Below are 22,547 nucleotides of genomic sequence, written 5' to 3' on the forward strand. Positions count from 1 at the left end.
GTCCAGACGGATCCGCCGGCCTTTTGCCGGTGTTCTAGCAGCCGCTTCCCAGCCGGCATATCCGGCGGCCCGGTCACGGAGAAGTGCGCTGGATGGCCGCCACCTTGCCCCAAGGTGCAACCCATTCGGGGGTGCATCCCCTCCTCAAGCGTGGTACGTGCCAGGGCGCCCTTGTCATCCCGCATGCGCCTGATCGGGAGCCCCACAATGGCTGACGACCGCCCCGCTTCGGTCTTCTTCTTCGCGCCGTTCGTGTCGTCGACGATGGCGATCGAGCCGGGCTGGATCGACTATAACGGCCACCTGAACATGGCCTATTACCATGTCCTGTTCGACCGGGCGGTGGACGAGGCGTTCGGCGTCGTCGGCCTCGGGCCCGACTACATGGATTCCGGGCGCGGCACGACCTTCGCCGCCGAGGTCCATGTGCGCTACCGCCGCGAACTGGTGCTCGACGACCCGGTGCGGGTGACTTTGCAACTCATCGGTTTCGACGAGAAGCGGATCCACTTCTATTCCGAGATCCGCCACGCCACCGAGGGCTGGGTCGCCGCCAGTTCCGAGAACCTGTCGCTCCACGTCGATCCCGCGACCCGGCGCGTCGCGCCGTTCCCCGAGGACATCCAGGCCAACCTCTCGGTCATGCTCGGCTCGCATGCGAGGTTGCCGCGGCCCGACGATCTCGGCCGGGTGATCGGCATCCCGGCCCGCGGCCGCGAGGGCCACACTGCCCGGCCGGACACCATGGCCTTCGCGACCGCCGGAGCCCGGGTCAGGCACTGAGCCTGCGTTGTCAGCGGTGCGGCAGGATGATCGGCGCCGGGGGCGGCGGCGCGATGCTCTGCTGGCGCTGGATCTGGCCCTGGATCTGGTTGGTCTCGAACCGGTTCTGCTGCTGGAAGCTGCGCGATTCGGCCTGCGACTCGATCGAGCGGTTGATTCCCTCGACCCTCTGCTGGGCGCGGTTGGTGGGCGCCTGGTTCTGCGCCAGCGCCGGGAGCGGCGCGGCGGCAAGGGCCAGCATCAGAAGGGTGTGTGCGCGCATCGGGGTCCTTTCCTCGGGCGAAGGGCTGTCCATGGAGAACGACGCCGCTCGCTTGGCAAGGTTCCGATGCCTCCCCCACAGGCATGCGCCCGCCACCCTCGACGCCGTTCGCGTTTTGGTCCAGTGATGCGGGCATGACTCGCGAACTGTCCGCCGGGACCGCCCCGACCTCGATCTCCGCCCGCGCCCGCGCCGCGGTGGTGCCGCAGGACGTCTCCTACCTCACGGGGCTCAACCCCGAGCAGCGCCGCGCCGTCGAGGCGACGGACGGGCCGGTCCTGGTGCTGGCCGGCGCCGGCACCGGCAAGACCCGGGTGCTCACCACCCGCATCGCGCACCTGATCTCGACCGGGCGCGCCCGGCCCTTCGACATCCTGGCGGTGACCTTCACCAACAAGGCCGCCCGGGAGATGAAGGAGCGGATCGGCACGCTGATCGGCCCGGCCGGCGAGGGGATGCCGTGGCTCGGCACCTTCCACGCCATCGGCACCAAGATCCTGCGCCGCCACGCCGAGCTGGTGGGCCTGAGCTCCGACTTCACGATTCTCGGCACCGACGACCAGCTGCGGCTCTTGAAGCAGGTGATCGCCGCCGCCGATCTCGACGAGAAGCGCTGGCCGGCCCGCAGCCTCGCCGGCACGATCGACGGCTGGAAGAATCGCGGCCTGTCGCCCGAGCAGGTGCCGGCCGGCGAGGCCTCGGCCTTCGGCTTCGGCAAGGGCGGCGGGCTCTATGCCGCCTACCAGGAGCGGCTGAAGTCGCTCAACGCCGTCGATTTCGGCGACCTGCTGCTGCTCTGCCTGAAGCTGTGGCGCGAGAACCCGGACGTGCTGACCAATTACCAGCAGCGCTTCCGCTACATCCTGGTCGACGAGTACCAGGACACCAACGTCGCCCAGTATCTCTGGCTGCGCCTGCTCGCCCAAGGGCATCGCAACGTCGCCTGCGTCGGCGACGACGACCAGTCGATCTACGGCTGGCGCGGCGCCGAGGTCGACAACATCCTGCGCTTCGAGCACGACTTTCCCGGCGCCCTGGTGGTGCGGCTGGAGAACAACTACCGCTCGACCGGCCACATCCTGGCCGCCGCCTCGGTGCTGATCGCCCATAACGAGGGCCGGCTCGGCAAGACCCTGCGCACCGACAGCCCGGAGGGCGAGAAGGTCACGGTCACCGGCGCCTGGGATTCGGAGGAGGAGGCCCGCCTCGTCTGCGAGGAGATCGAGAGCCTCCAGGCCAAGGGCCACAAGCTGTCCGAGATCGCCGTGCTGGTCCGCATCTCGGCCCAGATGCGCGAGATCGAGGACCGCTTCGTCCAGCTCGGCCTGCCCTACCGCGTCGTCGGCGGCCCGCGCTTCTACGAGCGGGCCGAGATCCGCGACGCGCTGGCCTATTTGCGCATCGTCGCCAACGGCTCCGACGACCTCGCCTTCGAGCGCATCTTCAATACGCCGAAGCGCGGCCTCGGCGACGCGACGCTCCAGGCCCTGCACGGGCTCGCCCGCCGCGCCAAGGTGCCGCTGCTCCAGGCGGCCCGCATGATGAGCGAGACCGAGGAGCTGAAGCCCAAGCCCCGCTCGACCGTGCGCGCCCTGTGCCAGAGCTTTTCCCGCTGGGCCAAGCTCCTGGAGGACCAGCCGCACACGGAGGTGGCGCAGACGATCCTGGAGGAATCCGGCTATACCGAGATGTGGCAGAAGGAGCGCACCGCCGACGCCACCGGCCGCCTGGAGAACCTGAAGGAGCTGGTGCGCTCGATGGAGGAGTTCCCGGACCTCGCGAGCTTCCTCGAGCACGTCTCCCTCGTCATGGACGTCAACGAGGCCGAGGGCGGCGACCGGGTCAGCCTGATGACGCTGCATGCGGCGAAGGGCCTGGAATTCGACACCGTGTTCCTGCCCGGCTGGGAGAACGGCCTGATGCCGAACCAGCGCGCCCTCGACGAGAGCGGGCGGGCCGGCCTGGAGGAGGAACGGCGGCTGGCCCATGTCGGTCTCACCCGGGCGCGCAAGCGGGCCAAGATCTCGTTCGCGGTCAACCGCCGCATCCACGGCCTGTGGTCCTCGACCGTGCCGAGCCGCTTCATCGACGAGTTGCCCGAGGCCAGCGTCGCGGTGCTCGAGGCGCCGGCGAGCTTTTCGCAAGGCCCGTCGCGCTTCGACCGGCAGGCGCCGGCCTTCGGCTCGTCCTATTCCACCCCGGGCTGGCAGCGGGCGCAGGCGCAGACCGCCGGGCAGGATCGCTACGGCCAGGGCGGGTTTGGCGGGGGAGGGCGCGGTTCCTCGCCCGGCCGGCGCGGCCCGCAGCAGATCGAGGGCACGCTGGTGGCGAAGTCCACCGGCACGCCGTCGGCCTACGAGGTGGGGGCGCGCATCTTCCACACCAAATTCGGACCCGGCTCGGTGGCGGCCGTCGACGGCAACAAGCTCACCGTTGACTTCGACAAGGCCGGCCGAAAAATGGTCCTCGACAGCTTCGTCCAGCCGGGCTCGGGCTGAAGCCGTCCCGCGCAGGCGCCGCCCGCGCCAGACCGGGAGCGGCGATCAGGTGGCGACCTCGTCCAGCCAGCAGGTCCGCACCGGTATCGCCGTGACGCCGTCGGGCTATCCCCCCTCCACCTGTGTGTGGTTTTCATCACAGCCGATCGTGCGGTGCCGCACGCGCCGATTTCGCATGGGCATGGTGCGGCGCGACAATTGCTCGTTCATCATCGGCTGCTTACCCTGTCGGTCGAAACAGGCGGACTTGTCCACCGCCTGCGTCAACCCCGACCGGAACCGTCACGGCCGATCAGACTTTGAGTCGTTGCAAGAACACAGGAGATCCGGGACACCAGAGGGCACACCATAGTCGGCACCGCAAGTCCAGTGGGAGTGTTGATCCGTGAAGAGACGACGCGCACGACTTGAACTGGTTGATGACCGCCCGATCCGAGTGCATCGCACTCGCTTCGAGGAGGAGCGCAACCCGCCACCGATTCAGCCGATGACGGCCCGTCAGGCCGAGTATCTGGACGCCCTCGGGTCCCACCCGCAAGTGATCGTGCTCGGCCCCGCCGGCACCGGCAAGACCTACATCGCCGGAACCCGCGCCGCCGACCTGCTGCGCCAGCGCAGGGTCGCCAAGGTGGTCATCACCCGGCCGAACGTGCCCTCCGGCCGCTCCCTCGGCTTCTTCCCCGGCACCCTGGAAGACAAGATCGCGCCCTGGGTCGCGCCGCTGACCGAGACCATGAAGGAGCGCATGGGCGAAGGTGCCTTCGAGATCGCCGTCAAGGCCGGCGACATCGAGGTTGTCCCCTTCGAGGTGATGCGCGGGCGCACGTTCAAGAACTGCCTGGTGATCCTCGACGAGGCCCAGAACACCACCCCGGCCGAGATCAAGATGTTCCTGACCCGGATCGGCGACGACACCCAGGTCATCATCAACGGCGACGTCTCGCAGACCGACCTGCGCGAGACGTCGGGGCTGCGCACCGTGATTCACCTGGTCAAGAGCCGGATGATGCCGGTCCCGATCGTCGAGTTCGGCCTGGACGACATCGTGCGCTCGGGGATCTGTGCCGAGTGGGTGCGGGCCTTCGAGGAAGCGCGGGTTTGAGGGTTGGAGGCCTGCCCGGCCGGGAGGTCGGGCAGGCTGTCGTTCTGATGGTTTATCGATGGGCCAACGGAATCTGACACCCATCGAGTCATTCCGGGGCCGCGCAGCGGAGCCCGGAATCCATAACCGCTGAGCGGTTGGAAGAAGGCGGATCGCGGTCCGCTTCATCCTTTCCCGCCTGTGTTTCTGGATTCCGGGCTCCGCTGCGCGGCCCCGGAATGACGCGCAGGGTGCAAGTACTGCCAGAGCAGATCAAATTTATTTTGAGAAGTGCCTTTTAAGTGCGCTTCCTATTCTAAATCGCGCGACAGGTGGACAGCGCGGTTGGAGATGGTGCAACCCCACCTCAGTCATATCGCCGCGACGACGACGCCCATTCCGAAATCTACCCCGCCGCCAGCAACCATCCCGCGCCCGGACGTTTCCTAGGTCGATCGATTCCCTCGCTCACCCAGGACGCAGCATGGCCCATCTCCTCGTCATCGGCGCCAGCCAGGGCATCGGGCTGGAAACGGTGAAGGCGGCGCTCGCCGCGGGGCACCGGGTTCGCGCCTTCGCCCGCTCGGCGGGCAAGATCGCCCTCTCGGACCCGAATCTCGAACGCTTCCCCGGCGACGCCTTGTCGGCGCCCGACATCACGGCTGCGCTCGATGGCGTCGATGCCGTGGTGCAGGCCCTCGGCGTGCCGTTCCGCGACCTGTTCGGGCCGGTACGGCTGTTCTCGGACGCCACCAACGTGCTGGTGCCGGCCATGGAAAAATCCGGGATCCGCCGGCTGGTGGCGGTCACCGGGTTCGGCACCGGCGACAGCCGCGCGGCGATCGGCCCGCTCCAGCGCCTGCCGTTCCGCCTCGTCTTCGGCCGCGCCTACGACGACAAGGACGCACAGGAAATCCGCATCCGGCAGAGTGGTCTCGACTGGACCCTCGTCCGCCCCGGCGTGCTCACCGGCGGGTCGGCAACCGGGCGCTACCAGGTGCTCGACCGGCCGTCCTCGTGGACGAACGGGCTGATCGCCCGGGCGGACGTGGCACAATTCATCGTTCGGGAGATCGAGACCGGCGATCATGTCCGGCGCCCGGTCGTGCTGATCCACCACCCGTTGCCGGTCTGAGCCGATGGACAAGGTTCTCTACTACGCCGTCACCCTGGTCGAATCGGTCCTCGGCGTGTTCGGGGTGCGCGCCTTCTACGACCAGCCGCGCTACGCGGTGGTCGAACGGCTCGACCGCGGCGTCGAGATCCGGTCCTACGAGACGCGGGTCGCGGTCGAGACCGACGCCCGTGGGCAGGGCGACGGCGAGGCCTTCGGGCGGCTCTTCCGCTACATCACCGGCGCCAACCGGGCCGGCGACCGCATCGCCATGACCGCCCCCGTCGAGGCCGGCGGCCAGCGCATCGCAATGACGGTGCCGGTGGAGCAGGTGACCGGCGGCACGATGCGGTTCTTCCTGCCGCATGCCGTCGCGGCCGCCGGCGCGCCGGAGCCGACCGAGCCCGGGGTTCGCCTCATTACGGTGCCGCCGGAGCGGATCGCGGCCTTGCGCTTCTCCGGCCGCATCACGCCGGAGGCGAGGGCAGAACAGGAACGGATTCTGGCCGATGTGCTGCGGGCGGCAGGGAAAGTTCCGGCGGCTGCGCCCTTCTTCATGGGATACGACCCGCCTTTCGCGATCCCGTTCCTGCGGCGGAACGAGGTGGCGGTGCGGCTGGGGACGTGAGGGCCGGGTGCCCGCTTCCACTGAAGTTCTAAAGTAAAGCGCGTCCCCCTCTCCAGGCGATGCCGGGCTTGCCCGGTATCGCTGCAAGGTGTGGGAGAGGGGTTAGGGGTGAGGGTGACACGCTTCCGTGTAAACCGCTGAGCGTGGTGCTCGCAGCTCAACGGTGCGCGCTATACGCGGCACCGTAGCACCCTCGCGCGATCTTCGATCGCCCCTACCCCTCTCCCACACCTTGCAGCGATACCGGGCAAGCCCGGCATCGCCTGGAGAGGGGATCCCGCGACTTCATGTTTCCTGTCTATTCAGCGGAGATCATACAACCGATTGATGACCTTCACCGCCCATCCGCCCGCGCCACCGCCCGCTTGATCACCTGCTGCACCTCGACGTTCGACAGGAACAGGTCGTGGTTGATGAAGCCGCTGCCATATTCCGAGGCATCGGCGACCCGCACGCCGAGCGCTTCCAGACGGCTGCGATCGGCCGCCCCCGCCCGCACCACGCCGCCCGCGATGGTGCTCGACAGTTCGAGCGCCCGGTCGTTGGTGGAGGAGATCACCGTGATCTTCTGCGCCGCGGTGCCCAATCGCTCGATGCCGTTGGTGAACAGGTCGATGTCGATGTCGGGTGCGGCGAGCACGATGGCGCCGATCCGGTCGAGGGCCGCCTCGCCGGCATCGGCCCGCAGCATGCGCAGGGTCTCGAGGGTGAGCAGCGTGCCCATCGAATGGGCGACGATGTGGATGCGCCCGCCCTGCGCGGTGGCGAGCGCCCGCAGCAGGTCCTCGAAGGCGTCGCGCGACCACAAGGCGCTCTCGCGGTCGTAGCCGTAATCGAAGGTTTTTCCCGCCGAGGGCCAGGTGAACAGGCCGGAGACGCCGCGGAAGCGGATGCCGTCGGAGAGCTGCGCCGCGCTCACCGCGGCGGTCTCGAACGATTCGCGGTAGCCGTGGACGTAGATCAGCACGTCGCGGCCCAGCGCCGCTTCCGCGAAGGCGGTGGCGGCCTCGGGGCCGGTCACCACCCGGGGTGCCGAGGCGATGCGCCAGTCGCCGGTGACCACCGACGAGACCTTGCCGAGCAGCGAGCGGTCGGGCGGGGCGAGGCGAACGGTGGCGAAGGCCAGGCCGCGGCCGCGCTGGTCGGTGAAGTAGGGCGGGCGGCCGGCCGGGTCGGCGGGGCGGCGGGTGGTGGCGACGAGCAGCACCGGGCTGACGTCGAGCGCCGATTGCTTCTCCGGCCCCGGCGCGTCGCCCAGAAGGCCGCCACCGAACCCACCGCCGAGGCAGCCGCCCAGCGACAGGCTGGCGAAGGCGGAAAGGCCGAGGCGGGCCAGGCCCCGGCGCGTCGGCACGGCGTTCGCTGTCATGTCGTCCCACTCGTCCCCGGCGCGGGGCCGGTCTGTCCTCACGCTTTCAGGCCGGCGATGCGGCACCATCGTGGCCGTGGCGCGTCGTAGCCGGGCAAAGTGACGGTTGTTGCCCGAAGGTCACGCCTGTCCTCCCTTCGTCCACAGGCCCGGGCCCTCGACGGGCGCGCGGCGAGGCGGCAGAAAGGTCGCATGACCGTTCCGGCCCCCGACCTCGCCCAGATCCTGTCCGGCAACCGCGCCGCCCTCGCCCGTGCCATCACGCTGGTCGAGTCGAAGCGCGCCGATCACCGCGCCGCCGCCCGCGAACTCCTCGATGCCGCCCTGCCGCATGCCGGCAAGGCGGTGCGGGTCGGCATCACCGGCGTGCCGGGGGTGGGCAAGTCCACCACCATCGACGCCCTCGGCGCCGCCCTGACGGCGCGGGGCCACAAGGTGGCGGTGCTGGCGGTCGATCCGAGCTCGTCGCGGACCGGCGGCTCGATCCTCGGCGACAAGACCCGGATGGCGCGGCTCGCCGTCGATCCCAACGCCTTCATCCGGCCCTCGCCCTCCTCGGGCACGCTGGGCGGCGTCGCCGCCAAGACCCGCGAGACGATGATCCTGTGCGAGGCCGCCGGCTTCGACGTGGTGCTGGTCGAGACCGTCGGCGTCGGCCAGTCCGAGACGGCGGTGGCGGATCTCACCGACTTCTTCCTGGTGCTGATGCTGCCCGGCGCCGGCGACGAGTTGCAAGGCATCAAGAAGGGCATCCTCGAACTCGCCGATATGATCGCGGTCAACAAGGCCGACGGCGAGGAGGGGATGCGCCGCGCGCTGGCCGCCGCCGCCGAGTACCGGGCGGCCCTGCACATCCTGACCCCGGCGAGCGCCACCTGGTCGCCGCCGGTGACGACGATGTCGGGCCTCGCCGGCCAGGGGCTCGACGCCCTGTGGGACGCGATCCTCGACCATCGCGGCAAGCTCACCGCCACCGGCGAGATCGCCGCGAAGCGCCGGGACCAGGACGTGAAGTGGATGTGGGCGCTGGTCCACGAGCGGCTGCACCAGCGCCTCACCGGCAGCGCCGAGGTGCGCAAGACGACGGCGGAGGCCGAGCGCAGGGTGGCGGCCGGCGAGCGCTCGCCGGCCGCGGGCGCCGACCTGATCGCCGAACTGATCGGCTTGTAGATCGCCCGACGCGACCGGTCGGGAATCCGAGCGGACTTGCGTCGGGAGACCGACGCTCCTCCGCTCACGGTGTCGCGTTGTCGCAGGGTTCGGGTCGGGAATTTTTCGAGATCCCGTTTGATCGATCCGTACAGATCTCAAGCCCCCTTCGTCATTCCAGGGCCGCGAAAGCGGGACGCGAAAGGGCAATGAGGGTATGCAGACCGTCGAGAAAGTCGATCAAGCTCTGAACGGGTCCGAAATTTGAGGACGTCATCGATTTATAACGAAATTTCGTTTTGGTTTTATCGGTCCGTCATCGATCATCGACTTGTGAGATCGGGGCGGTCGCTCAAGGGCGTGCAAAGCTGCGCGAATTCGCGTTCCGGCTCATGCTGATCGGTGATGGCCCTGTCGAGCACCGGCTTTGCGGTCGGCGGCCACGGCGTCCCTTTCGAAAGCGGCAGGCCACGGCGGCGCATCGACCCACAGGCCGGTTCACAGCGAGGCGGGTCCGATCACACGGCACTCGCATCGGCATGGGGGTGTGGATGGGAAAGATCCGTGGCGCCACGCTCCACGCCATGGTCGTGGAGCGTTCGGCCGATCGATGCCTCGCCTGCCGGGCGAGGCCCGGCGACGGACGCCGATCCGAGAGCGCAGTGATTCCCGTCGCCGGAACGATCGAAATCCCCGGATGCAGCGACTGCGTCCGGGGCTCGACCTCGCGGGCCAGGTGATCGGGGCTGGGGATCCGGAAGGTCGATCAGACGCTCATGTCAGATCGCGCGGCCTCCTCGTGGTATCGGACCCGCCGGTTTCCCGGCGGGCGCCCGGTGAGCCGGGGACGATGCCCGATCATCGCGATCGGGCGCCGATCCGTCGTCGTCGACCGTGCCGCATGTCGTCCGGCGAACCGGAGCCCGGTTCGCCGGCCGAAGCGCGCGCCCGGTCCTAGTACGAGCCGAACTTGTAGTTCAGGCCGGCGCGGACGACGGCGAACTCGGTGTTGGCGGCGGCACCGCGCAGGTACACGGCGTTGGTGCCGAGATCGTAGAAGCCGCGGAAGGCGTCCTTCTTGCTGTCGAGGTTCACGTAGAGGCCTTCGACCTTCAGCGTGACGGCGTTCGACCGGAAGAAGTTCAGGAACGAGTCGGTGGGCAGGGCGTACTCGATGCCGCCGCCGGCCGCGTAGCCGGTGCGGAAGCTGTCGCGGAAGCGGCCGCCGGCGAAGTTCTGGTCCTCGCTGCCCGAGCCGTAGGCGAAGCCGCCGGTGCCGTAGACGAGCGTGCGGTCGAAGGCGTAGCCGAGGCGGCCGCGGACGGTGCCGAAATAGTCGAGGCCGTTGCCGCTGGTGAAGACGGTGGCCGCGGGCGGCGCGAAAGCCAGGCCGGTATTGCCGGCAAAGCCGTAGCTCAGCGTGCCACGGGTGCGGCGGGCGAAGTCGACGTATTGCGCGTCGGCCTCGATGCCGACCACGAAGCCCGAGCCCGGCGTGAACTGGTAGTTGTAGCCGATCTGCGCGCCGCCGGTGAAGCCGGAATTGTCGGTCCGGTTCGTGTTGAGGGAGACGACGCCGTTCGTGGTCTCCGAACCGATCACCGATCCGGCCGGAAGGTTGTAGCGGGAGGTGCTGCGGCTGTTGGCGTCGAAGCCGTAGCCGGCATTCACGCCGAGATAGAAGCCCGTCCAGGTGAAGACCGGCACCGGGGAGAAGACCGGCGGCGGGGCCGCGCGGCGCGGCAGGTCGGCCGCGGCGGCAGCCGAGGTGAGGGCGGTGGCGGCGGCCAGCGAGGCCAGGAACTTGTTCATGGATACAACCGGGAAAGGAGTGCTGCGATCGGCAACATGCCCGATGCCGCAGAGATGCGATATGATCTTTCTGCAACACCTGCCCGGTTAATCAAATGCCGGACTTGGATTCTACAGCATAGAAACGTTTACCGATCGGCAATGATTGGCTTGGTCTGAAGCACGAAACGCCTGTATTTGAAACGGCGGATACCATGCCGGGCGTCTTATTCTTCGTGCGCCCCGTCTCACGAGCCATCGCGCCGGCAGGCCGTCGGGTCGCCCCCGCTCCGGTCGGCCACGGGCTGCGCAGCCCCGGAAGAAGGACCCCGCAGCCCCGAAAGGAGAAGCGGCCGGGAGCGCCGCAGGCCCCCGGCCGGCCTTCAGCGCGGCATCGGCCGCCAGTCCGGCGGCGCCATCTCGAAGCCCTCGAAGCGGAAGCCCGGCGCCACGGTGCAGCTCACCAGGGTCCAGGCGCCGAGGCTGGTGGCGGTCTGCCAGTGATGGGCCGGCACCACGATCTGCGGCCGGTGGCCCCGGGCGAGGTCGGGGCCGAGATGGCGCGCCTCGGCGTCGTGGCCGTTCGGGCTGGTGGTGACGACCATCGGCGCCCCGGCATGCCAGAGCCAGACCTCCGTCGCGTCGACCCGGTGCCATTCCGAGGTCTCGCCGACATCGAGCAGGTAGTAGATCGCCGTCGAGGCGGGACGCCCGTCGACCTCGCGGGAATCGCGGAACGTCTCGCGGTAATGCCCTCCCTCCGGGTGGGGCTTGAGGTCGAGCAGGCGCACGACCTCCGAGGCGGTGAGATTCGGGGCAGTCAGGTTGTGCATCGTCGTCAGAACCGGTTCTTCCATTCGCGCAGGGCCGTGAACACCGCCGCCGGGTCGGCGCCGGGCTCCATCCCGACGGCGCGGGCGAGCGCCGGCTCGGTGGCGCGCAGGAACGGGTTGGTGGCCTTCTCCTCTCCGAGCGTCGTCGGCACCAGGAAGCGCCCCTCCGCCCTGGCCTTCTCGGCCAGGGCCGCCCGGTCGGCGAGGTTGCGGTTCCCCGGCTCGGCGGCGAGCCCGAAGCGGGTATTCGACAGCACGTAGTCGTGGCCGGAATAGATCACGGTCTCGTCGGGCAGGGGCAGGAAGCGCGACAGCGAGCGCCACAGCACCTGGGGCGGGCCCTCGAGCACCCGGCCGCAGCCGAGGGTGAACAGGGTGTCGCCGGCGAACGCGACGCCGGCCGCCTCGAACCAGTAGGTGACGTGGTCGTCGCAATGGCCGGGGGTCTCCCAGACGGTCGCTGCGAGCGAGCCCACCGTCACCACGTCGCCCTCGTGCACGGTCGCATCCACCTGCGGCACGGCGCTGCCGGCCCGCGCCGGCGCCGTCACCCGGGCCCCGGTCCGCGCCTTCACCTCGGGGATGCCCTCGACGTGGTCGCCGTGGCGGTGGGTGACCAGGATGTCGGTCAGGCGCCAGCCGGTCTCGTCGAGGGCGCGCAGGACGGCCGCCGCCTCCGGTACGTCGATCGCCGCGCAGGCACCGGTCTCGGGATCGCGCATCAGCACGCCGATATTGTCGCTCCGGCACAGGAAGGTGCGGATCTCGGGACGGATCTCGGGCATGGCGGCGCCTCCTCGAAGGGGTCTCGGGACAGGATTCTCCGCCGGATTCCCGGCGGGAGCCTCCTGCAGCGAGATAGGGCGACCGCGTGCCCGCGCGACCGGGCCGTGGCGAATGGCGGGGAATGCGCGGGCCGCCATGGCGCCCCCTCGGGGTTGACGCCTTGCCGCGCTTCGCGCCACTCCCCATTCATGGTTTCCACGGCATGAGCGCGCTCACGCCCGCCGCCCCGCAACCCCGAGACCCGATGAGCCTCGACGTCACCGACCTGCGCACCTTCTACGCCAGCCCCCTCGGGGCGGTGGCGCAGCGTCTCGTCGGCCGCACGGTCCACCGCATGCTCGGCTCGGTCTCGGGGCTCAGGGTCATGGGCCTCGGCTACGCGGTGCCCTATCTCGGCCCGGTGCGGCACGCCGCCGAGCGGACGCTCGCCTTCATGCCGGCGGCGCAGGGCGTGACGAACTGGCCGGTCTCCGGCCGCTCGGCCTCCTGCCTCGTCGATCCGACCATGATGCCGCTGCCCGATTCGGCCCTCGACCGGGTGCTGCTGATCCACGCCATCGAGGCGGTGGAGAGCCCGGCCGAGCTGATGCAGGAGGTGTGGCGCGTGCTCACCCCCGGCGGCCGGCTGATCGTCGCGGTCCCGAACCGCCGCGGCCTGTGGGCGCGGCGGGATGCGACCCCCTTCGGCCACGGCCAGCCCTACAGCCGCTCGCAGCTCGGACGCCTGATGCGCGACACGCTCTTCTCCCCCGAGGACTGGGCCGAGACCCTGTACGTGCCGCCGGTGGAGGGCTGGCTCACCGTGAAGACCGCGAGCGCCTGGGAGCGGGTCGGCACCGGCCTGTCGCTGCCCTTCGCCGGCCTGCACGTGGTCGAGGCGACGAAGCAGCTCCACCGCCCGGTGGCGGTCCAGGCCCGCAAGGCGGCGCGCCTGCGCGCCCGGATGCTGCCGGTCTCCGTGCCGGTGCCCGCCCCGTGCCGGGCGGCGCGTGATGCCGTTTCCGGGCGCCGAGGCCGCGCTGCAGAGCTTCCTTCTGGCCTTCTCGGCCCTGTTCTCGATCGTCAACCCGCCCGGGGCGGCGCTGATCTTCGCGCAGGTGACGGCCGGCCGCAGTCACGACGAGCGCACCTGGCTGTCGCGCCGCATCGGCGTCTACGCGGCGGCGGTGATGCTGGTCTCGCTCTGGGCCGGGGCCTCGGTGCTGAGCTTCTTCGGCATCTCGCTCTCGGCGTTGCGCATCGCCGGCGGCCTCGTGGTGGCGGCGCAGGCCTGGAGCCTGCTCGCCACGCCCGAGCAGCGCGAGGCCCGCAAGACCGCGCAGGCCGAGCCGGTCCAGGGCAGCGAGGACGGCCCCGAGCCGACGGCGCTCGCCGAGATCGCGTTCTTTCCCCTGACGCTGCCCTTCACCACCGGGCCCGGCACCATCGCGGTGGCGATCGCGCTCGGCGCCGGACGGCCGGAGGGCGGCGCCGACCGGATCGCCTATCTCGCCGGCGCCTCGGCGGCCTCGCTCGTCATCGCCCTGATGGTCCTGCTGGCCTACGCCTCGGCCGACCGGCTGGTCGAGCGGCTCGGCCATGCCCGGGCCCGGGTGCTCGGGCGGCTCGCGGCCTTCCTGCTCCTCTGCGTCGGCACCCAGATCACGCTGACCGGAATTACCGACGTGCTGGGACCGCTCATCGCGACTGCCAGGACAGGCGCCGTCCCGTGAGCGCCATCTGCGCCTCGACCGCCCGCAGGATCCGGGCCTTGGCCGAATAGTGGATCATGTGGCCCTGGCCCGGCAGCAGGGTCAGGGTGCTGCCCGCCACCTCGGCGTGGAGGCGGCAGGATTGCTCGCCCGGCTCCACGACCGCGTCGGCATCCCCCGACAGGATCGCCACCGGCAGCCGCAATCCCGCATAGCGCGGCTGGAGCAGGGCGGCGGCGGCGTTCATGCCGGCGGTGTCCTCGGCGCTCGCGCGTCCTTGCGTGGCCGAGAGCGAGAGCGCGACGGGGAAGCGCGCGGTGAACCGGGCCGGCACGGCTTGCGGCTTGAACACGTGGCGGAAGACCTGCGGCGCCAGCATCTGCCCGACCGCCCCCGGCGTCAGGGCGCGGGCCGCGTCGCCGAGGCCGGGCAGGGCGAGCGGTGCGATCAGCGCCACGTCGGCCCGCCGGCCCGGATAGTAATAGCCGGAGAGCAGCACCAGCCCGCGCAGGTCGAGGCCTTCGTGGATGGCGAGGGAGAGCGCCACCAGGGTGCCCCAGGAATGGCCGACCACCACCGGCCGCTCGACGTTCAGCGCGGCCAGCACGTGCCCGATCAGCCGCGCCTGCGCGGCGGCGGTCCAGACCCAGTGCCGCGGCCGCTCGGTATGGCCGAAGCCCGGCCGGTCGATCGCGACGACCCGGTAATGCTTGGCCAGTTGCTCCACCAGGCCGCAGATGACGAAGTCTTCGGCCATCGTGCCGTTGCCGTGGATCAGCACCACCGGCCGTCCCTTGCCGCGGACGATGGCATGCACCCGCACCCCGTCGACCTCGATGAAGCGGCCCGGCGGCTTGTGCGCCGGCTCCGCCGTCTTCAGCGCCTCGGCGCCGCGCTGCATCAGGGTGCCGGTGCGGCGCGCGGCGGCGGCATTCGCCTTGGCGGTGGCGCGCAGGAGCCGCACGGCGCCACTGGCGGCGCGGCGGGTCGTGCGTCCGGGAACGAACCGAAAGGCCATGGGAGCTCCGGCGCGATTGCTGCACTGCGGCATAAGATGGGGCCATGGCGGTCCCGCGCATATCCCCGGGGGGCGTGTTTCTCGGACCTTCGGTCCTTCCGCCGGGTTGCGCTTTCTCCCGTCCTCGATCTCGCCCTCTCCTTGGCAGCAACCGCCGGCCCCTGTACGAGGCCCGGACGTGCGGTCGCGCGCCGCGAACACAAGGATCAAGACCCATGCGTCTCGTCGTCGTCGGCGCCTCCGGGCGCATGGGGCGGATGCTGATCCAGGCCGTGGCCGAGGCCGAGGGCTGCACGCTCTCGGCGGCGATCGAGCGCGAGGGGTCGCCGGCGCTCGGCCAGGATGCCGGCGCGCTCGCCGGGCTGGCCCCGCTCGGGGTTCCGGTCACCGACGATCCGCTGCCGGCCTTCGCCGAGGCCGACGGCGTCCTCGACTTCACGGCGCCGGCCGCGACCGTGTTCTACGCGGAACTCGCCGCCCAGGCCCGCATCGTCCACGTGGTCGGCACCACCGGCCTGTCGCCGGACGACTTTGCGAAGCTGAAGGCGGCGTCGTACCACGCCCGCATCGTGCAGTCGGGCAATATGTCGCTCGGCGTCAACCTGCTCGCCGGGCTGGTGCGCAAGGTCGCGGCGACGCTGGGCGACGAGTACGACATCGAGATCCTGGAGATGCACCACCGTCACAAGGTGGACGCGCCCTCCGGCACGGCGCTGCTCCTCGGCGAGGCGGCGGCGGAAGGCCGGGGCGTGGCCTTGGCCGAGCGCAAGGTCGCGGTGCGCGACGGCCATACCGGCCCGCGCGAGCCCGGCTCGATCGGCTTTGCGACGCTGCGCGGCGGCAGCGTGGTCGGCGAGCACAGCGTGATCTTCGCCGGCGCCGGCGAGCGCATCGAGCTTACCCATCTGGCGAGCGACCGCGGCCTGTTCGCCGCCGGCGCCGTCAAGGCCGCCCTCTGGGCGCAATCCCGCGAGCCCGGCTTCTACGGCATGAACGACGTGCTGGGCCTCTGAACCTTTTTCCCCGAGATCACGGAGCGATACGCATCATGGAGCGCCTTCTCGTCCTCGCGCGCCACGGCCAGAGCGAGTGGAACCTGAAGAACCTGTTCACCGGCTGGAAGGACCCGGGGCTCACCGAGCTCGGCGTCGAAGAGGCGCGGGCGGCCGGGCGGCGGCTGAAGGCGAAGGGCGTGCAGTTCGACGTCGCCTTCACCTCGGATCTCGGCCGGGCCCAGCGCACCTGCGCGCTGATTCTGGAGGAGCTCGGCCAGTCCGGCCTGCCGACCCATGCCGACGCCGCCCTCAACGAGCGCGATTACGGCGACCTGTCGGGCCTCAACAAGGACGATGCCCGCGCCAAGTGGGGCGAGGAGCAGGTCCATGTCTGGCGCCGCTCCTACGACGTGCCCCCGCCCGGCGGCGAGAGCCTGAAGGACACCGTGGCCCGGGTCCTGCCCTACACGATGCGGGAGATCCTGCCCCGGGTGATGCGCGGCGAGCGCGTGCTGGTCGCCGCCCACGGCAACTCGCTGCGCGCCCTGGTGATGGTGCTCGACGGCCTCACCACCGAGACCATTCCCGGCCTCGAACTCCATACCGGCGTGCCGCTGGTCTACCACCTGAAGGACGACACCACCGTCGCCTCGAAGGAAGTTCTCGACCGCGATTGAGCGGAAGACCGCCCACGGGCCGGCCTGGCCGGCCCGTGGGGACCTGGACCAGGTCCGTATGACCGCCGCGACAGTCCAAATACCCTCCGCGTCATCCTGGGCTCCGCTTTCGCGGCCCCGGAACGACGTGGCGGGTTCGAGATCTGTAGGGATCGATTCCGCGATCTCTCATGGCCTGTTTGATTTGTGAAAATTTAGCTGCAACGACCTTTTCCATCCCTCTCGCGATCTCATCCTGAGAGCCTGTTTGAGCAGGATTTCTACGCGATATTTGAGGCAGACGTGATCATCCTACCCGCCAACCTCATCCTGAGGTGCGAACGAAGTGAGCCTCGAAGGAGGGCTCCAGGGATCGCAGAGGCCTCTTGAGCCCTCCTTCGAGGTCAGTCGATCTGCGATCGACTAACACCTCAGGATGAGGTGGAATGGTAGGATATCTCCTGATTTTTCTCAGTTTTTGTCAAATCACGCTGCTCAAACAGACTCTGAGGTGCGACTGAAAGGAGCCTCGAAGGAGGGCTCGAGAAGTCTTCGCGATCCCTGGAGCTCCTTCGAGGTCAGTCGATTTTCAATCGACTGACACCTCAGGATGAGGTCGTGTGTGGGAGTAAGTGCTTGAGTCGATCAAACAGGTTCTCACACCCCGATCGCCGCCTTCACCATCTCCGGCCGCATCGGCAATTCGCGCAGGCGCACTCCCGCCGCCTGCCGGATCGCGTTGGCCAAAGCCGCGGCGGTCGGGCCCTGCGCGACCTCGCCGGTGCCGAGGAAGGGCTGGCCGGGACGGTCGATCAGGTGGACGTCCAGGCGCTCGGGAATGTCGGGGAAGCGGGCGATCGGGTAGGTGCTCCAGTCGCGGCTCGTCGGCCCCTCCGCATCGTGCGCTACCGCCTCGAACAGGCTCCAGCTCATCGCCTGGATGATTCCGCCCTCGATCTGGTCGCGGATGCCGTGCTGGTTGACGACCTGGCCGGCATCCACCGCGGCTTGCGCCCGCACCAGCCGGACCCGGCCGCTCTCGCGCTCGACCGCCACCTCGACCGCCAGCGCGCAATAGGCCGCGAGGTTCTTGTAGCGGGCGAAGGCGAAGCCGGCGCCGCGTCCCTTCGGCAGGCCCTGTCCCCAGCCGAAGCGCTCGGCGGCGGCCTCGATCACGGCGCGGGCCCGCGGATCGTCGAGATGGGCGAGCCGGAAGGCGACCGGATCGGCGCCCGCGGCCTCGGCCAGCTCGTCGCAGAAGCTCTCGATCGTGAACACGTTCATGTAGGCGCCGAGGCTGCGCAGGGCCGAGACCCGCAGCGGCATCTCGGTGACGAAGTCATGCGCCACCCGGGCGCGGTTCAGGCGATAGAGCGGAATCGCGTTGCGGTCGCCGCCGCCCTCGGGCTGCGGCAGCGCCTTCGGGGGCGGGGCCGGGAACGGCGTCTCCAGCATCCGGGCCGAGAGCAGCTGGCCGGCCCCCGGCGGGCGGGTGAGATGGGTCGGGCTGCGCACCGCGTAATCCCAGTCGGCGATCCGCCCGTCCGGGCCCAGCACGGCCGACACCTCGGTCGTCATGGCCCCGCCATAGGGCTCCCACAGGTGCTCCTGCTCGCGGGTGTATTGCACCCGCACCGGCCGGCCGGGGAGGGCGCGGGCCAGCAACGCGGCGTCGCCCGCTGCGTCGTCGGCGCCGTTATGGCCGTAGCAGCCCGAGCCCTCGACATGGATGCAGCGCACCTGCTCCTCGGGCAGGGACAGCATCTCGGCGAGCGCCTTGCGCAGGGGAAACATCCCTTGCGCGTGGGACCACACGGTGAGGCGGCCGCCGTCGTACTCGGCCACCGCGCAGGACGGGCCGATCGAGCCGTGCATCTGGTAGCGCCGTCGGTACCGGGCGCCGATCCGGCGCCCCGGCGGCACCGGCGCATCGAGGCCGGCCGCGTGGATGATCGTCCGTTTCGCCGGCAGACCGGCCAGGTCGGCAAAGAGCGCGTCGGGCTCCGGCACCTTCGCGCCGCCCTGCCAGACCGCGCCCTTGGCCAGCGCCCGCATCGCCGTCACGGCGGCGTATTCGCGCTCGGCCAGCACCGCCAGGAAGCTGCCGTCGCGATGCACCCGGATCACCCCGGGGCGGGCGGCGACCGCCTCCGCATCGACACTCACCAGGCGGGCGCCGGGGCGGGGCGGGCGCACGATCCGCGCATGGACCATGCCGGGCGCCCGGATGTCCTGGACATAGGCCGCGCCGCCCGCGACCTTGGCCGGAATGTCGACCCGCGGTAGCGCCCGGCCGACGCGGATGTAGCGCGCCGGGTCGGCCAAGGGGACCGTCTCCGGCACCGGCGCGTCGCGCTCGACCTCCGGGGTGATCTCGCCGAGCGAGAGGCGCCGGCCGTCCGGCGCGGCGACCGCGCCGCCGTCGATTCGCAGCGAGCCCGGCGGCACGTCGAACCGGCGTGCGGCGGCCTCGAGGAGCAGGGCCCGGGCGGCCGCGGCGGCATGCCGGATCGCGGTGGCGGAATCCTGCATCGAATGGCTGCCGGCGGTGTAGCCCTCGTCCGGGGTCAGCTCGGTATCGGCGGTGACGAGGCGCAACCCGGCGGGCTCCAGCCCCAGTTCCTCCGCCGCGACCTGGATCAGCGCCGTCTTGATCCCCTGGCCGAGCTCCGCCTTGCCGGTCATCACCGTGACGGCGCCGTCCTCGCCGATCCGGATCCAGGCATCGATCCGCGGCGCCTTGGGCAGGCTTCCGGGCAGGGTGCCGGGGAGGGGTGCGGCCTCGGCCGGCCGCCTCAGCCCGATCCCGACGAGGAGCGCGCCCCCGACGAGGAGCGTGCGGCGGGTGAGCGCGGTCACGGCGTCGCTCCCGTGGAGGCGGGCTTGCCCCCGGCGGCGCGGCGCACGGCGGCGAGGATCCGCATGTGGGTGCCGCAGCGGCACAGGTTGAGCCGCAACGCCTCGCGGATCTCGGCCTCGCTCGGATGCGGGTTCGAGCGCAGCAGGGCATGGGCCCGCATCACCATGCCGGCGATGCAGTAGCCGCATTGCGCCGCGTTCTCGGCGATGAAGGCGGCCTGGAGGGGGCCCGGATTCTCCGGCGATCCCAGGCCCTCGACGGTGGTGACGGGCCGGCCCTCCAGCACGCCGATCGGCGTGAGGCAGGACAGGACCGCGCGGCCCTCGACCTCGACCGTGCAGGCGCCGCACTGGCCGAGCCCGCAGCCGAACTTGGCGCCGTCGAGCCCGAACTCGTCGCGCAGCACGTAGAGGAGCGGGGTCTCGGGCTCCGCCGCGACCCGCTGCGTGCGGCCGTTCACCGTCAGGTTCGGCATCGGCATCTCCGTCTCACCTCCCGGCCTCGGCCCGGGCGCCGGGGCGGGGAGCCTCGCGCATCAGGTCCCGCACCGTCCCGTCGAGCCCGGGCCACGGCCCGTCGGGGCTGAAGCGGGCGCGCAGGTAGGCAGCAAGCTCGGCCATCTGGGCCTGGCTCAGAACGGCGCCATAGGCCGGCATGATCGGCCCCGGCGCGTGGGCCCGCGGGGCGATGCCGTCGCGCAGGACCAGGATCAGGTTGCGCGGATCGGGCGCCCGCAGGGTGGTGCGGTGACCGAGCGAGGCGGTGGTGTAGGGCACGCCGCCATTCGCGCCGCCGCCGCTCTCGTGGCAGATCGCGCAGGCGCCCGCATAGGTCGCCGCACCCCGGGCGAGCGCGGGATCGTCGGCCGGGATCTCCCGGTCGACCGGGCCGGCGCGGCTGCCGGCGGGGCCGGAGCCGTAGAGCGTGGCGGCGTAGGCCGCGAGCGCCCGGATCTCGTCGGGCGGCACGGTCCGGTGCGCCTCGACCACCGGGCGCATCGGGCCGGCGGCCCCGCCATGGAGCGGGTCCCACTCGGTGAGGTAGCGGGCGAGATCCGCCTCGCTCCAGGCGAGCGGCGCGGGCGAGGAACGGTCGAGGGGCGGCACCCACCAGCCGTCGGCCTCGCCGCCGGAATAGGCCCTGGTCCGTATCTCGGCGCCCAGCAGGTTGCGCGGGCTGTGGCAGGCGCCGCAATGGCTCAGGGCCTCGGCGAGATAGGCGCCGCGGTGCCACGCCGCGTCCCGGCGCCGATCGGCCGGGATTTCGGGCTCGCGGACGAACAGCAGCTTCCAGCCGGCAAGCAGCGGGCGCCAGGAGAGCGGGAAGGGCAGGGCGTTGGCCCTGGCCTCCTGCCGCACCGGCTCGCGGGTCATCGCGAAGGCGTAGAGGGCGGCGACGTCCGCGTCGGTCAGGCCGGCATAATGGGTGTAGGGGAAGGCCGGGTAGAGGTGGTGCCCCTCCCGGTCGACGCCCTCGCGCATCGCCCGGGTGAAGGCGGCGAGCGAGTAGCGGCCGATGCCGGTCTCCGGGTCCGGCGTGATGTTGGTGGCGTAGAGGGTCCCGAACGGCGTGCCGACGCCGCGCCCGCCCGCATAGGGCCGGCCGTGTTCCGCAGTGTGGCAGGAGGCGCAATAGCCGAGCGCGGCGAGCACCGCGCCCTTGCGGACCAGCTCCGGGGCGGTCTCGGCGGGCGTCGGACCGCCCGGCGCGAGGACGGGCCGCCAGGCTGCGACCGCGAACCCGACGGCCGCGAGGAGAACCGCTCCTCCGAGCCAGATTGCGATCCGGCGACGCCCCACGAAACGGCTCCTCCCGCGACGCGAAGGTCCGCTCCTCCGGCCGCGGGACAACCGCCGCTCCCGGCCACGGTTCCGCCAAAGCCGGTCGCGCCGCGCGGGGCTGCCCTCCGCACAGTCTTGCCGCAATCCCGCGAAACAGTGCTATCCTCCGATTGGCGGAGTGACGTGGAAGAGCCCTGGCCCTATCGGTCGGGCCGGCGCCTGTCCGCCCGGTCACGCCCCGAGCGGACGGTCCTCCGCCCGCCCGAACCCATCCTTCTCGCCGGTCCCGTTCTTGCAGATCCCGTGGGGCCGACGGGCCTTCCATCCGGGATCGTTTCGGATGCGGCCCGAACCGCACGAGATCGACGCCGCATGGCCCAGCAGAGTTTCGAGACCCGGTTCGGGCCGCCGCCCGCGATGAGCGCCGACGACGCGGCCTGCCGGGCCTGCTGCGGGCAGATGCGCGCGCACTGGCAGGAGCGGCCCCATGCCCGCCTGATGGTGGTGGCCTCGACCCCGGTGATCGAGGCGTTCGGCGGCGGCGTCGAGACCCGCTACCTCTGCCTCGAATGCGGGCACACCCTGCTGCACTCGACCGGCCGCTTCGGGCAAGGGTGGCATTGACCGGAGCGACGCGCAGCCCAGCCGGTCCGGGGGAAGCGCCCGATGCCTCACGCGATCGTCACCACCACCGAGCGGCCCGATCTCGTCCCGGTCACCGCGCGCTGGCGCTGGGAGGCCTTCGCGCAGGGCCAGGGACGCAGCCTCGCCGAGGTGACGGCGGCTGAATCCGAGGGCGCCGCCGGCCCCGGCCCGATGCCGCGCACCGTCGTGCTCCTCGTCGACGACGAGCCCGTCGGCATGGCGAGCCTGGCCGCGCACGACCTCGATCCGCGGCCCGACCTGACCCCCTGGCTCGCCGGCGTCTTCGTGGCCCCGCGGGTTCGACGCCGGGGATATGCCGCTTTGCTGGTCGCGGCGGTCGAGGCGCATGCCGCGTCCCTCGGCGTCGCGACCCTGTGGCTCTACACCCGCACCGCCGAGGGGCTCTACGCTGGAATCGGATGGCGCACGGTCGAGCGCTTTCCCTACCGGGACCGGACCTACGCCCTGATGCGGCGGGACCTTCCGGCGTAGCGGGCGGGAGCGCCGCCCCCGCACGGCGAGGCGGAGGAGGACCGTGATCGCCGATGGGCGGGGGCAGGCTCCGGGTCGTGGTGCGGATCCAACGAGACGCGCTCGACGCGCATCC

Annotated in this window: 20 protein-coding genes and 1 pseudogene; 12 read left to right on the forward strand and 9 right to left on the reverse strand. The window is 71.0% G+C overall.

The genetic code is table 11. The annotated features are described in order from the left end of the window. Positions 1–207 precede the first annotated feature (207 nt). The gene (locus F1D61_RS21065) at positions 208–783 is read left to right on the forward strand and encodes a thioesterase family protein (protein WP_203153865.1); all 576 of its coding nucleotides are present in this window, start codon (positions 208–210) and stop codon (positions 781–783) included. Between the two features lie 10 nt (positions 784–793). Here F1D61_RS21065 and F1D61_RS21070 read toward each other — a convergent pair whose 3' ends face one another. Further along, entirely contained in the window at positions 794–1,045 is a 252-nt protein-coding gene (locus F1D61_RS21070; RefSeq protein ID WP_203153867.1) for a hypothetical protein, read from the reverse strand. A gap of 134 nt (positions 1,046–1,179) precedes the next feature. Between F1D61_RS21070 and F1D61_RS21075 the strand changes: the two genes are divergently transcribed. The 4 genes from F1D61_RS21075 (at position 1,180) to F1D61_RS21090 (ending at position 6,366) form a co-directional block, all read left to right on the forward strand. After that, positions 1,180–3,543 carry an ATP-dependent helicase gene (locus F1D61_RS21075; protein ID WP_203153869.1) on the forward strand — a complete coding sequence of 788 codons (2,364 nt, stop codon included), beginning with the start codon at positions 1,180–1,182 and terminating at the stop codon, positions 3,541–3,543. 385 nt (positions 3,544–3,928) lie between these two features. Then, positions 3,929–4,645: a PhoH family protein gene (locus F1D61_RS21080; protein ID WP_203153871.1), complete on the forward strand. Its 717-nt coding sequence runs from the start codon at positions 3,929–3,931 to the stop codon at positions 4,643–4,645. A 463-nt stretch (positions 4,646–5,108) separates the two neighbouring features. Continuing rightward, entirely contained in the window at positions 5,109–5,759 is a 651-nt protein-coding gene (locus F1D61_RS21085; RefSeq protein ID WP_203153873.1) for an NAD(P)-dependent oxidoreductase, read from the forward strand. Positions 5,760–5,763: 4 nt separating this feature from the next. After that, the gene (locus tag F1D61_RS21090) at positions 5,764–6,366 is read left to right on the forward strand and encodes an SOUL family heme-binding protein (RefSeq protein ID WP_203153875.1); all 603 of its coding nucleotides are present in this window, start codon (positions 5,764–5,766) and stop codon (positions 6,364–6,366) included. A 334-nt stretch (positions 6,367–6,700) separates the two neighbouring features. Here the strand turns inward: F1D61_RS21090 and F1D61_RS21095 are convergent, their stop codons facing one another. After that, positions 6,701–7,735 (reverse strand): alpha/beta hydrolase, encoded by a 1,035-nt coding sequence (locus F1D61_RS21095; protein WP_203153877.1) that lies wholly within the window; start codon positions 7,733–7,735, stop codon positions 6,701–6,703. A 192-nt stretch (positions 7,736–7,927) separates the two neighbouring features. On the opposite strand from F1D61_RS21095, the gene meaB reads away from it, so the two are divergent. After that, a complete protein-coding gene (meaB, locus tag F1D61_RS21100) occupies positions 7,928–8,905 on the forward strand; it encodes a methylmalonyl Co-A mutase-associated GTPase MeaB (RefSeq protein ID WP_203153879.1) in 978 nt (325 codons plus the stop codon). A 933-nt stretch (positions 8,906–9,838) separates the two neighbouring features. Here meaB and F1D61_RS21105 read toward each other — a convergent pair. From F1D61_RS21105 to gloB, 3 genes are all read right to left on the reverse strand, one after another. Continuing rightward, complete coding sequence (locus F1D61_RS21105; RefSeq protein WP_203153880.1) at positions 9,839–10,696, reverse strand: outer membrane protein; 858 nt, start codon at positions 10,694–10,696, stop codon at positions 9,839–9,841. A gap of 362 nt (positions 10,697–11,058) precedes the next feature. Continuing rightward, positions 11,059–11,508: a cupin domain-containing protein gene (locus F1D61_RS21110; protein ID WP_203153882.1), complete on the reverse strand. Its 450-nt coding sequence runs from the start codon at positions 11,506–11,508 to the stop codon at positions 11,059–11,061. Between the two features lie 5 nt (positions 11,509–11,513). Next, positions 11,514–12,293 (reverse strand): hydroxyacylglutathione hydrolase, encoded by a 780-nt coding sequence (gene gloB / locus F1D61_RS21115; RefSeq protein WP_203153884.1) that lies wholly within the window; start codon positions 12,291–12,293, stop codon positions 11,514–11,516. Between the two features lie 245 nt (positions 12,294–12,538). On the opposite strand from gloB, the pseudogene F1D61_RS21120 reads away from it, so the two are divergent. Next, positions 12,539–13,270: pseudogene (locus F1D61_RS21120) on the forward strand (methyltransferase domain-containing protein); the annotation flags it as partial. 13 nt (positions 13,271–13,283) lie between these two features. Beyond that, the gene (locus tag F1D61_RS21125; protein ID WP_246775443.1) at positions 13,284–14,006 is read left to right on the forward strand and encodes a MarC family protein; all 723 of its coding nucleotides are present in this window, start codon (positions 13,284–13,286) and stop codon (positions 14,004–14,006) included. Here the strand turns inward: F1D61_RS21125 and F1D61_RS21130 are convergent. Further along, complete coding sequence (locus tag F1D61_RS21130) at positions 13,972–15,003, reverse strand: alpha/beta fold hydrolase (RefSeq protein WP_203153894.1); 1,032 nt, start codon at positions 15,001–15,003, stop codon at positions 13,972–13,974. The two genes, F1D61_RS21125 and F1D61_RS21130, sit on opposite strands and share 35 nt — an antisense overlap. 215 nt (positions 15,004–15,218) lie before the next feature. Between F1D61_RS21130 and dapB the strand changes: the two genes are divergently transcribed. Both dapB and F1D61_RS21140 read left to right on the forward strand, forming a co-directional pair. Further along, positions 15,219–16,016: a 4-hydroxy-tetrahydrodipicolinate reductase gene (gene dapB / locus F1D61_RS21135; protein ID WP_203153896.1), complete on the forward strand. Its 798-nt coding sequence runs from the start codon at positions 15,219–15,221 to the stop codon at positions 16,014–16,016. Between the two features lie 35 nt (positions 16,017–16,051). Next, entirely contained in the window at positions 16,052–16,675 is a 624-nt protein-coding gene (locus tag F1D61_RS21140) for a 2,3-bisphosphoglycerate-dependent phosphoglycerate mutase (RefSeq protein ID WP_203153898.1), read from the forward strand. A gap of 636 nt (positions 16,676–17,311) precedes the next feature. Here F1D61_RS21140 and F1D61_RS21145 read toward each other — a convergent pair. Genes F1D61_RS21145 through F1D61_RS21155 form a run of 3 tightly spaced genes read right to left on the reverse strand, consistent with a single transcriptional unit; the run spans position 17,312 to position 21,313 of the window. Beyond that, positions 17,312–19,513 (reverse strand): xanthine dehydrogenase family protein molybdopterin-binding subunit, encoded by a 2,202-nt coding sequence (locus F1D61_RS21145; protein WP_203153900.1) that lies wholly within the window; start codon positions 19,511–19,513, stop codon positions 17,312–17,314. Further along, a complete protein-coding gene (locus tag F1D61_RS21150) occupies positions 19,510–19,989 on the reverse strand; it encodes a (2Fe-2S)-binding protein (protein WP_203153902.1) in 480 nt (159 codons plus the stop codon). The genes F1D61_RS21145 and F1D61_RS21150 overlap by 4 nt, the downstream gene beginning before the upstream one ends. 13 nt (positions 19,990–20,002) lie before the next feature. Further along, positions 20,003–21,313: a cytochrome c gene (locus F1D61_RS21155; protein ID WP_246775444.1), complete on the reverse strand. Its 1,311-nt coding sequence runs from the start codon at positions 21,311–21,313 to the stop codon at positions 20,003–20,005. A gap of 354 nt (positions 21,314–21,667) precedes the next feature. Here F1D61_RS21155 and F1D61_RS21160 point away from each other — a divergent pair, with 354 nt between their 5' ends. Together F1D61_RS21160 and F1D61_RS21165 are read left to right on the forward strand one after the other, a co-directional pair. Next, positions 21,668–21,919, forward strand: a complete 252-nt coding sequence (locus F1D61_RS21160; protein WP_246775445.1) for a hypothetical protein — start codon at positions 21,668–21,670, stop codon at positions 21,917–21,919. Positions 21,920–21,961: 42 nt separating this feature from the next. Further along, a complete protein-coding gene (locus F1D61_RS21165) occupies positions 21,962–22,432 on the forward strand; it encodes a GNAT family N-acetyltransferase (protein WP_203153904.1) in 471 nt (156 codons plus the stop codon). Positions 22,433–22,547: the final 115 nt, after the last annotated feature.

The sequence above is a fragment of the Methylobacterium aquaticum genome (assembly GCF_016804325.1).
Classification (GTDB): Bacteria; Pseudomonadota; Alphaproteobacteria; order Rhizobiales; family Beijerinckiaceae; genus Methylobacterium; species Methylobacterium aquaticum_C.

What these genes read in the sequence shown, in the direction of transcription:
- F1D61_RS21160 (WP_246775445.1), top strand. Translation starts at nt 21,668, where the DNA reads ATGGCCCAGCAGAGTTTCGAGACCCGGTTCGGGCCGCCGCCCGCGATG.
- F1D61_RS21140 (WP_203153898.1), top strand. Translation starts at nt 16,052, where the DNA reads ATGGAGCGCCTTCTCGTCCTCGCGCGCCACGGCCAGAGCGAGTGGAAC.
- F1D61_RS21085 (WP_203153873.1), top strand. Translation starts at nt 5,109, where the DNA reads ATGGCCCATCTCCTCGTCATCGGCGCCAGCCAGGGCATCGGGCTGGAA.
- F1D61_RS21070 (WP_203153867.1), bottom strand. Translation starts at nt 1,045, where the DNA reads ATGCGCGCACACACCCTTCTGATGCTGGCCCTTGCCGCCGCGCCGCTC.
- F1D61_RS21105 (WP_203153880.1), bottom strand. Translation starts at nt 10,696, where the DNA reads ATGAACAAGTTCCTGGCCTCGCTGGCCGCCGCCACCGCCCTCACCTCG.
- F1D61_RS21130 (WP_203153894.1), bottom strand. Translation starts at nt 15,003, where the DNA reads ATGGCCTTTCGGTTCGTTCCCGGACGCACGACCCGCCGCGCCGCCAGT.
- F1D61_RS21090 (WP_203153875.1), top strand. Translation starts at nt 5,764, where the DNA reads ATGGACAAGGTTCTCTACTACGCCGTCACCCTGGTCGAATCGGTCCTC.
- F1D61_RS21075 (WP_203153869.1), top strand. Translation starts at nt 1,180, where the DNA reads ATGACTCGCGAACTGTCCGCCGGGACCGCCCCGACCTCGATCTCCGCC.
- F1D61_RS21095 (WP_203153877.1), bottom strand. Translation starts at nt 7,735, where the DNA reads ATGACAGCGAACGCCGTGCCGACGCGCCGGGGCCTGGCCCGCCTCGGC.
- F1D61_RS21150 (WP_203153902.1), bottom strand. Translation starts at nt 19,989, where the DNA reads ATGCCGAACCTGACGGTGAACGGCCGCACGCAGCGGGTCGCGGCGGAG.
- F1D61_RS21110 (WP_203153882.1), bottom strand. Translation starts at nt 11,508, where the DNA reads ATGCACAACCTGACTGCCCCGAATCTCACCGCCTCGGAGGTCGTGCGC.
- dapB (WP_203153896.1), top strand. Translation starts at nt 15,219, where the DNA reads ATGCGTCTCGTCGTCGTCGGCGCCTCCGGGCGCATGGGGCGGATGCTG.
- gloB (WP_203153884.1), bottom strand. Translation starts at nt 12,293, where the DNA reads ATGCCCGAGATCCGTCCCGAGATCCGCACCTTCCTGTGCCGGAGCGAC.
- F1D61_RS21165 (WP_203153904.1), top strand. Translation starts at nt 21,962, where the DNA reads ATGCCTCACGCGATCGTCACCACCACCGAGCGGCCCGATCTCGTCCCG.
- meaB (WP_203153879.1), top strand. Translation starts at nt 7,928, where the DNA reads ATGACCGTTCCGGCCCCCGACCTCGCCCAGATCCTGTCCGGCAACCGC.
- F1D61_RS21065 (WP_203153865.1), top strand. Translation starts at nt 208, where the DNA reads ATGGCTGACGACCGCCCCGCTTCGGTCTTCTTCTTCGCGCCGTTCGTG.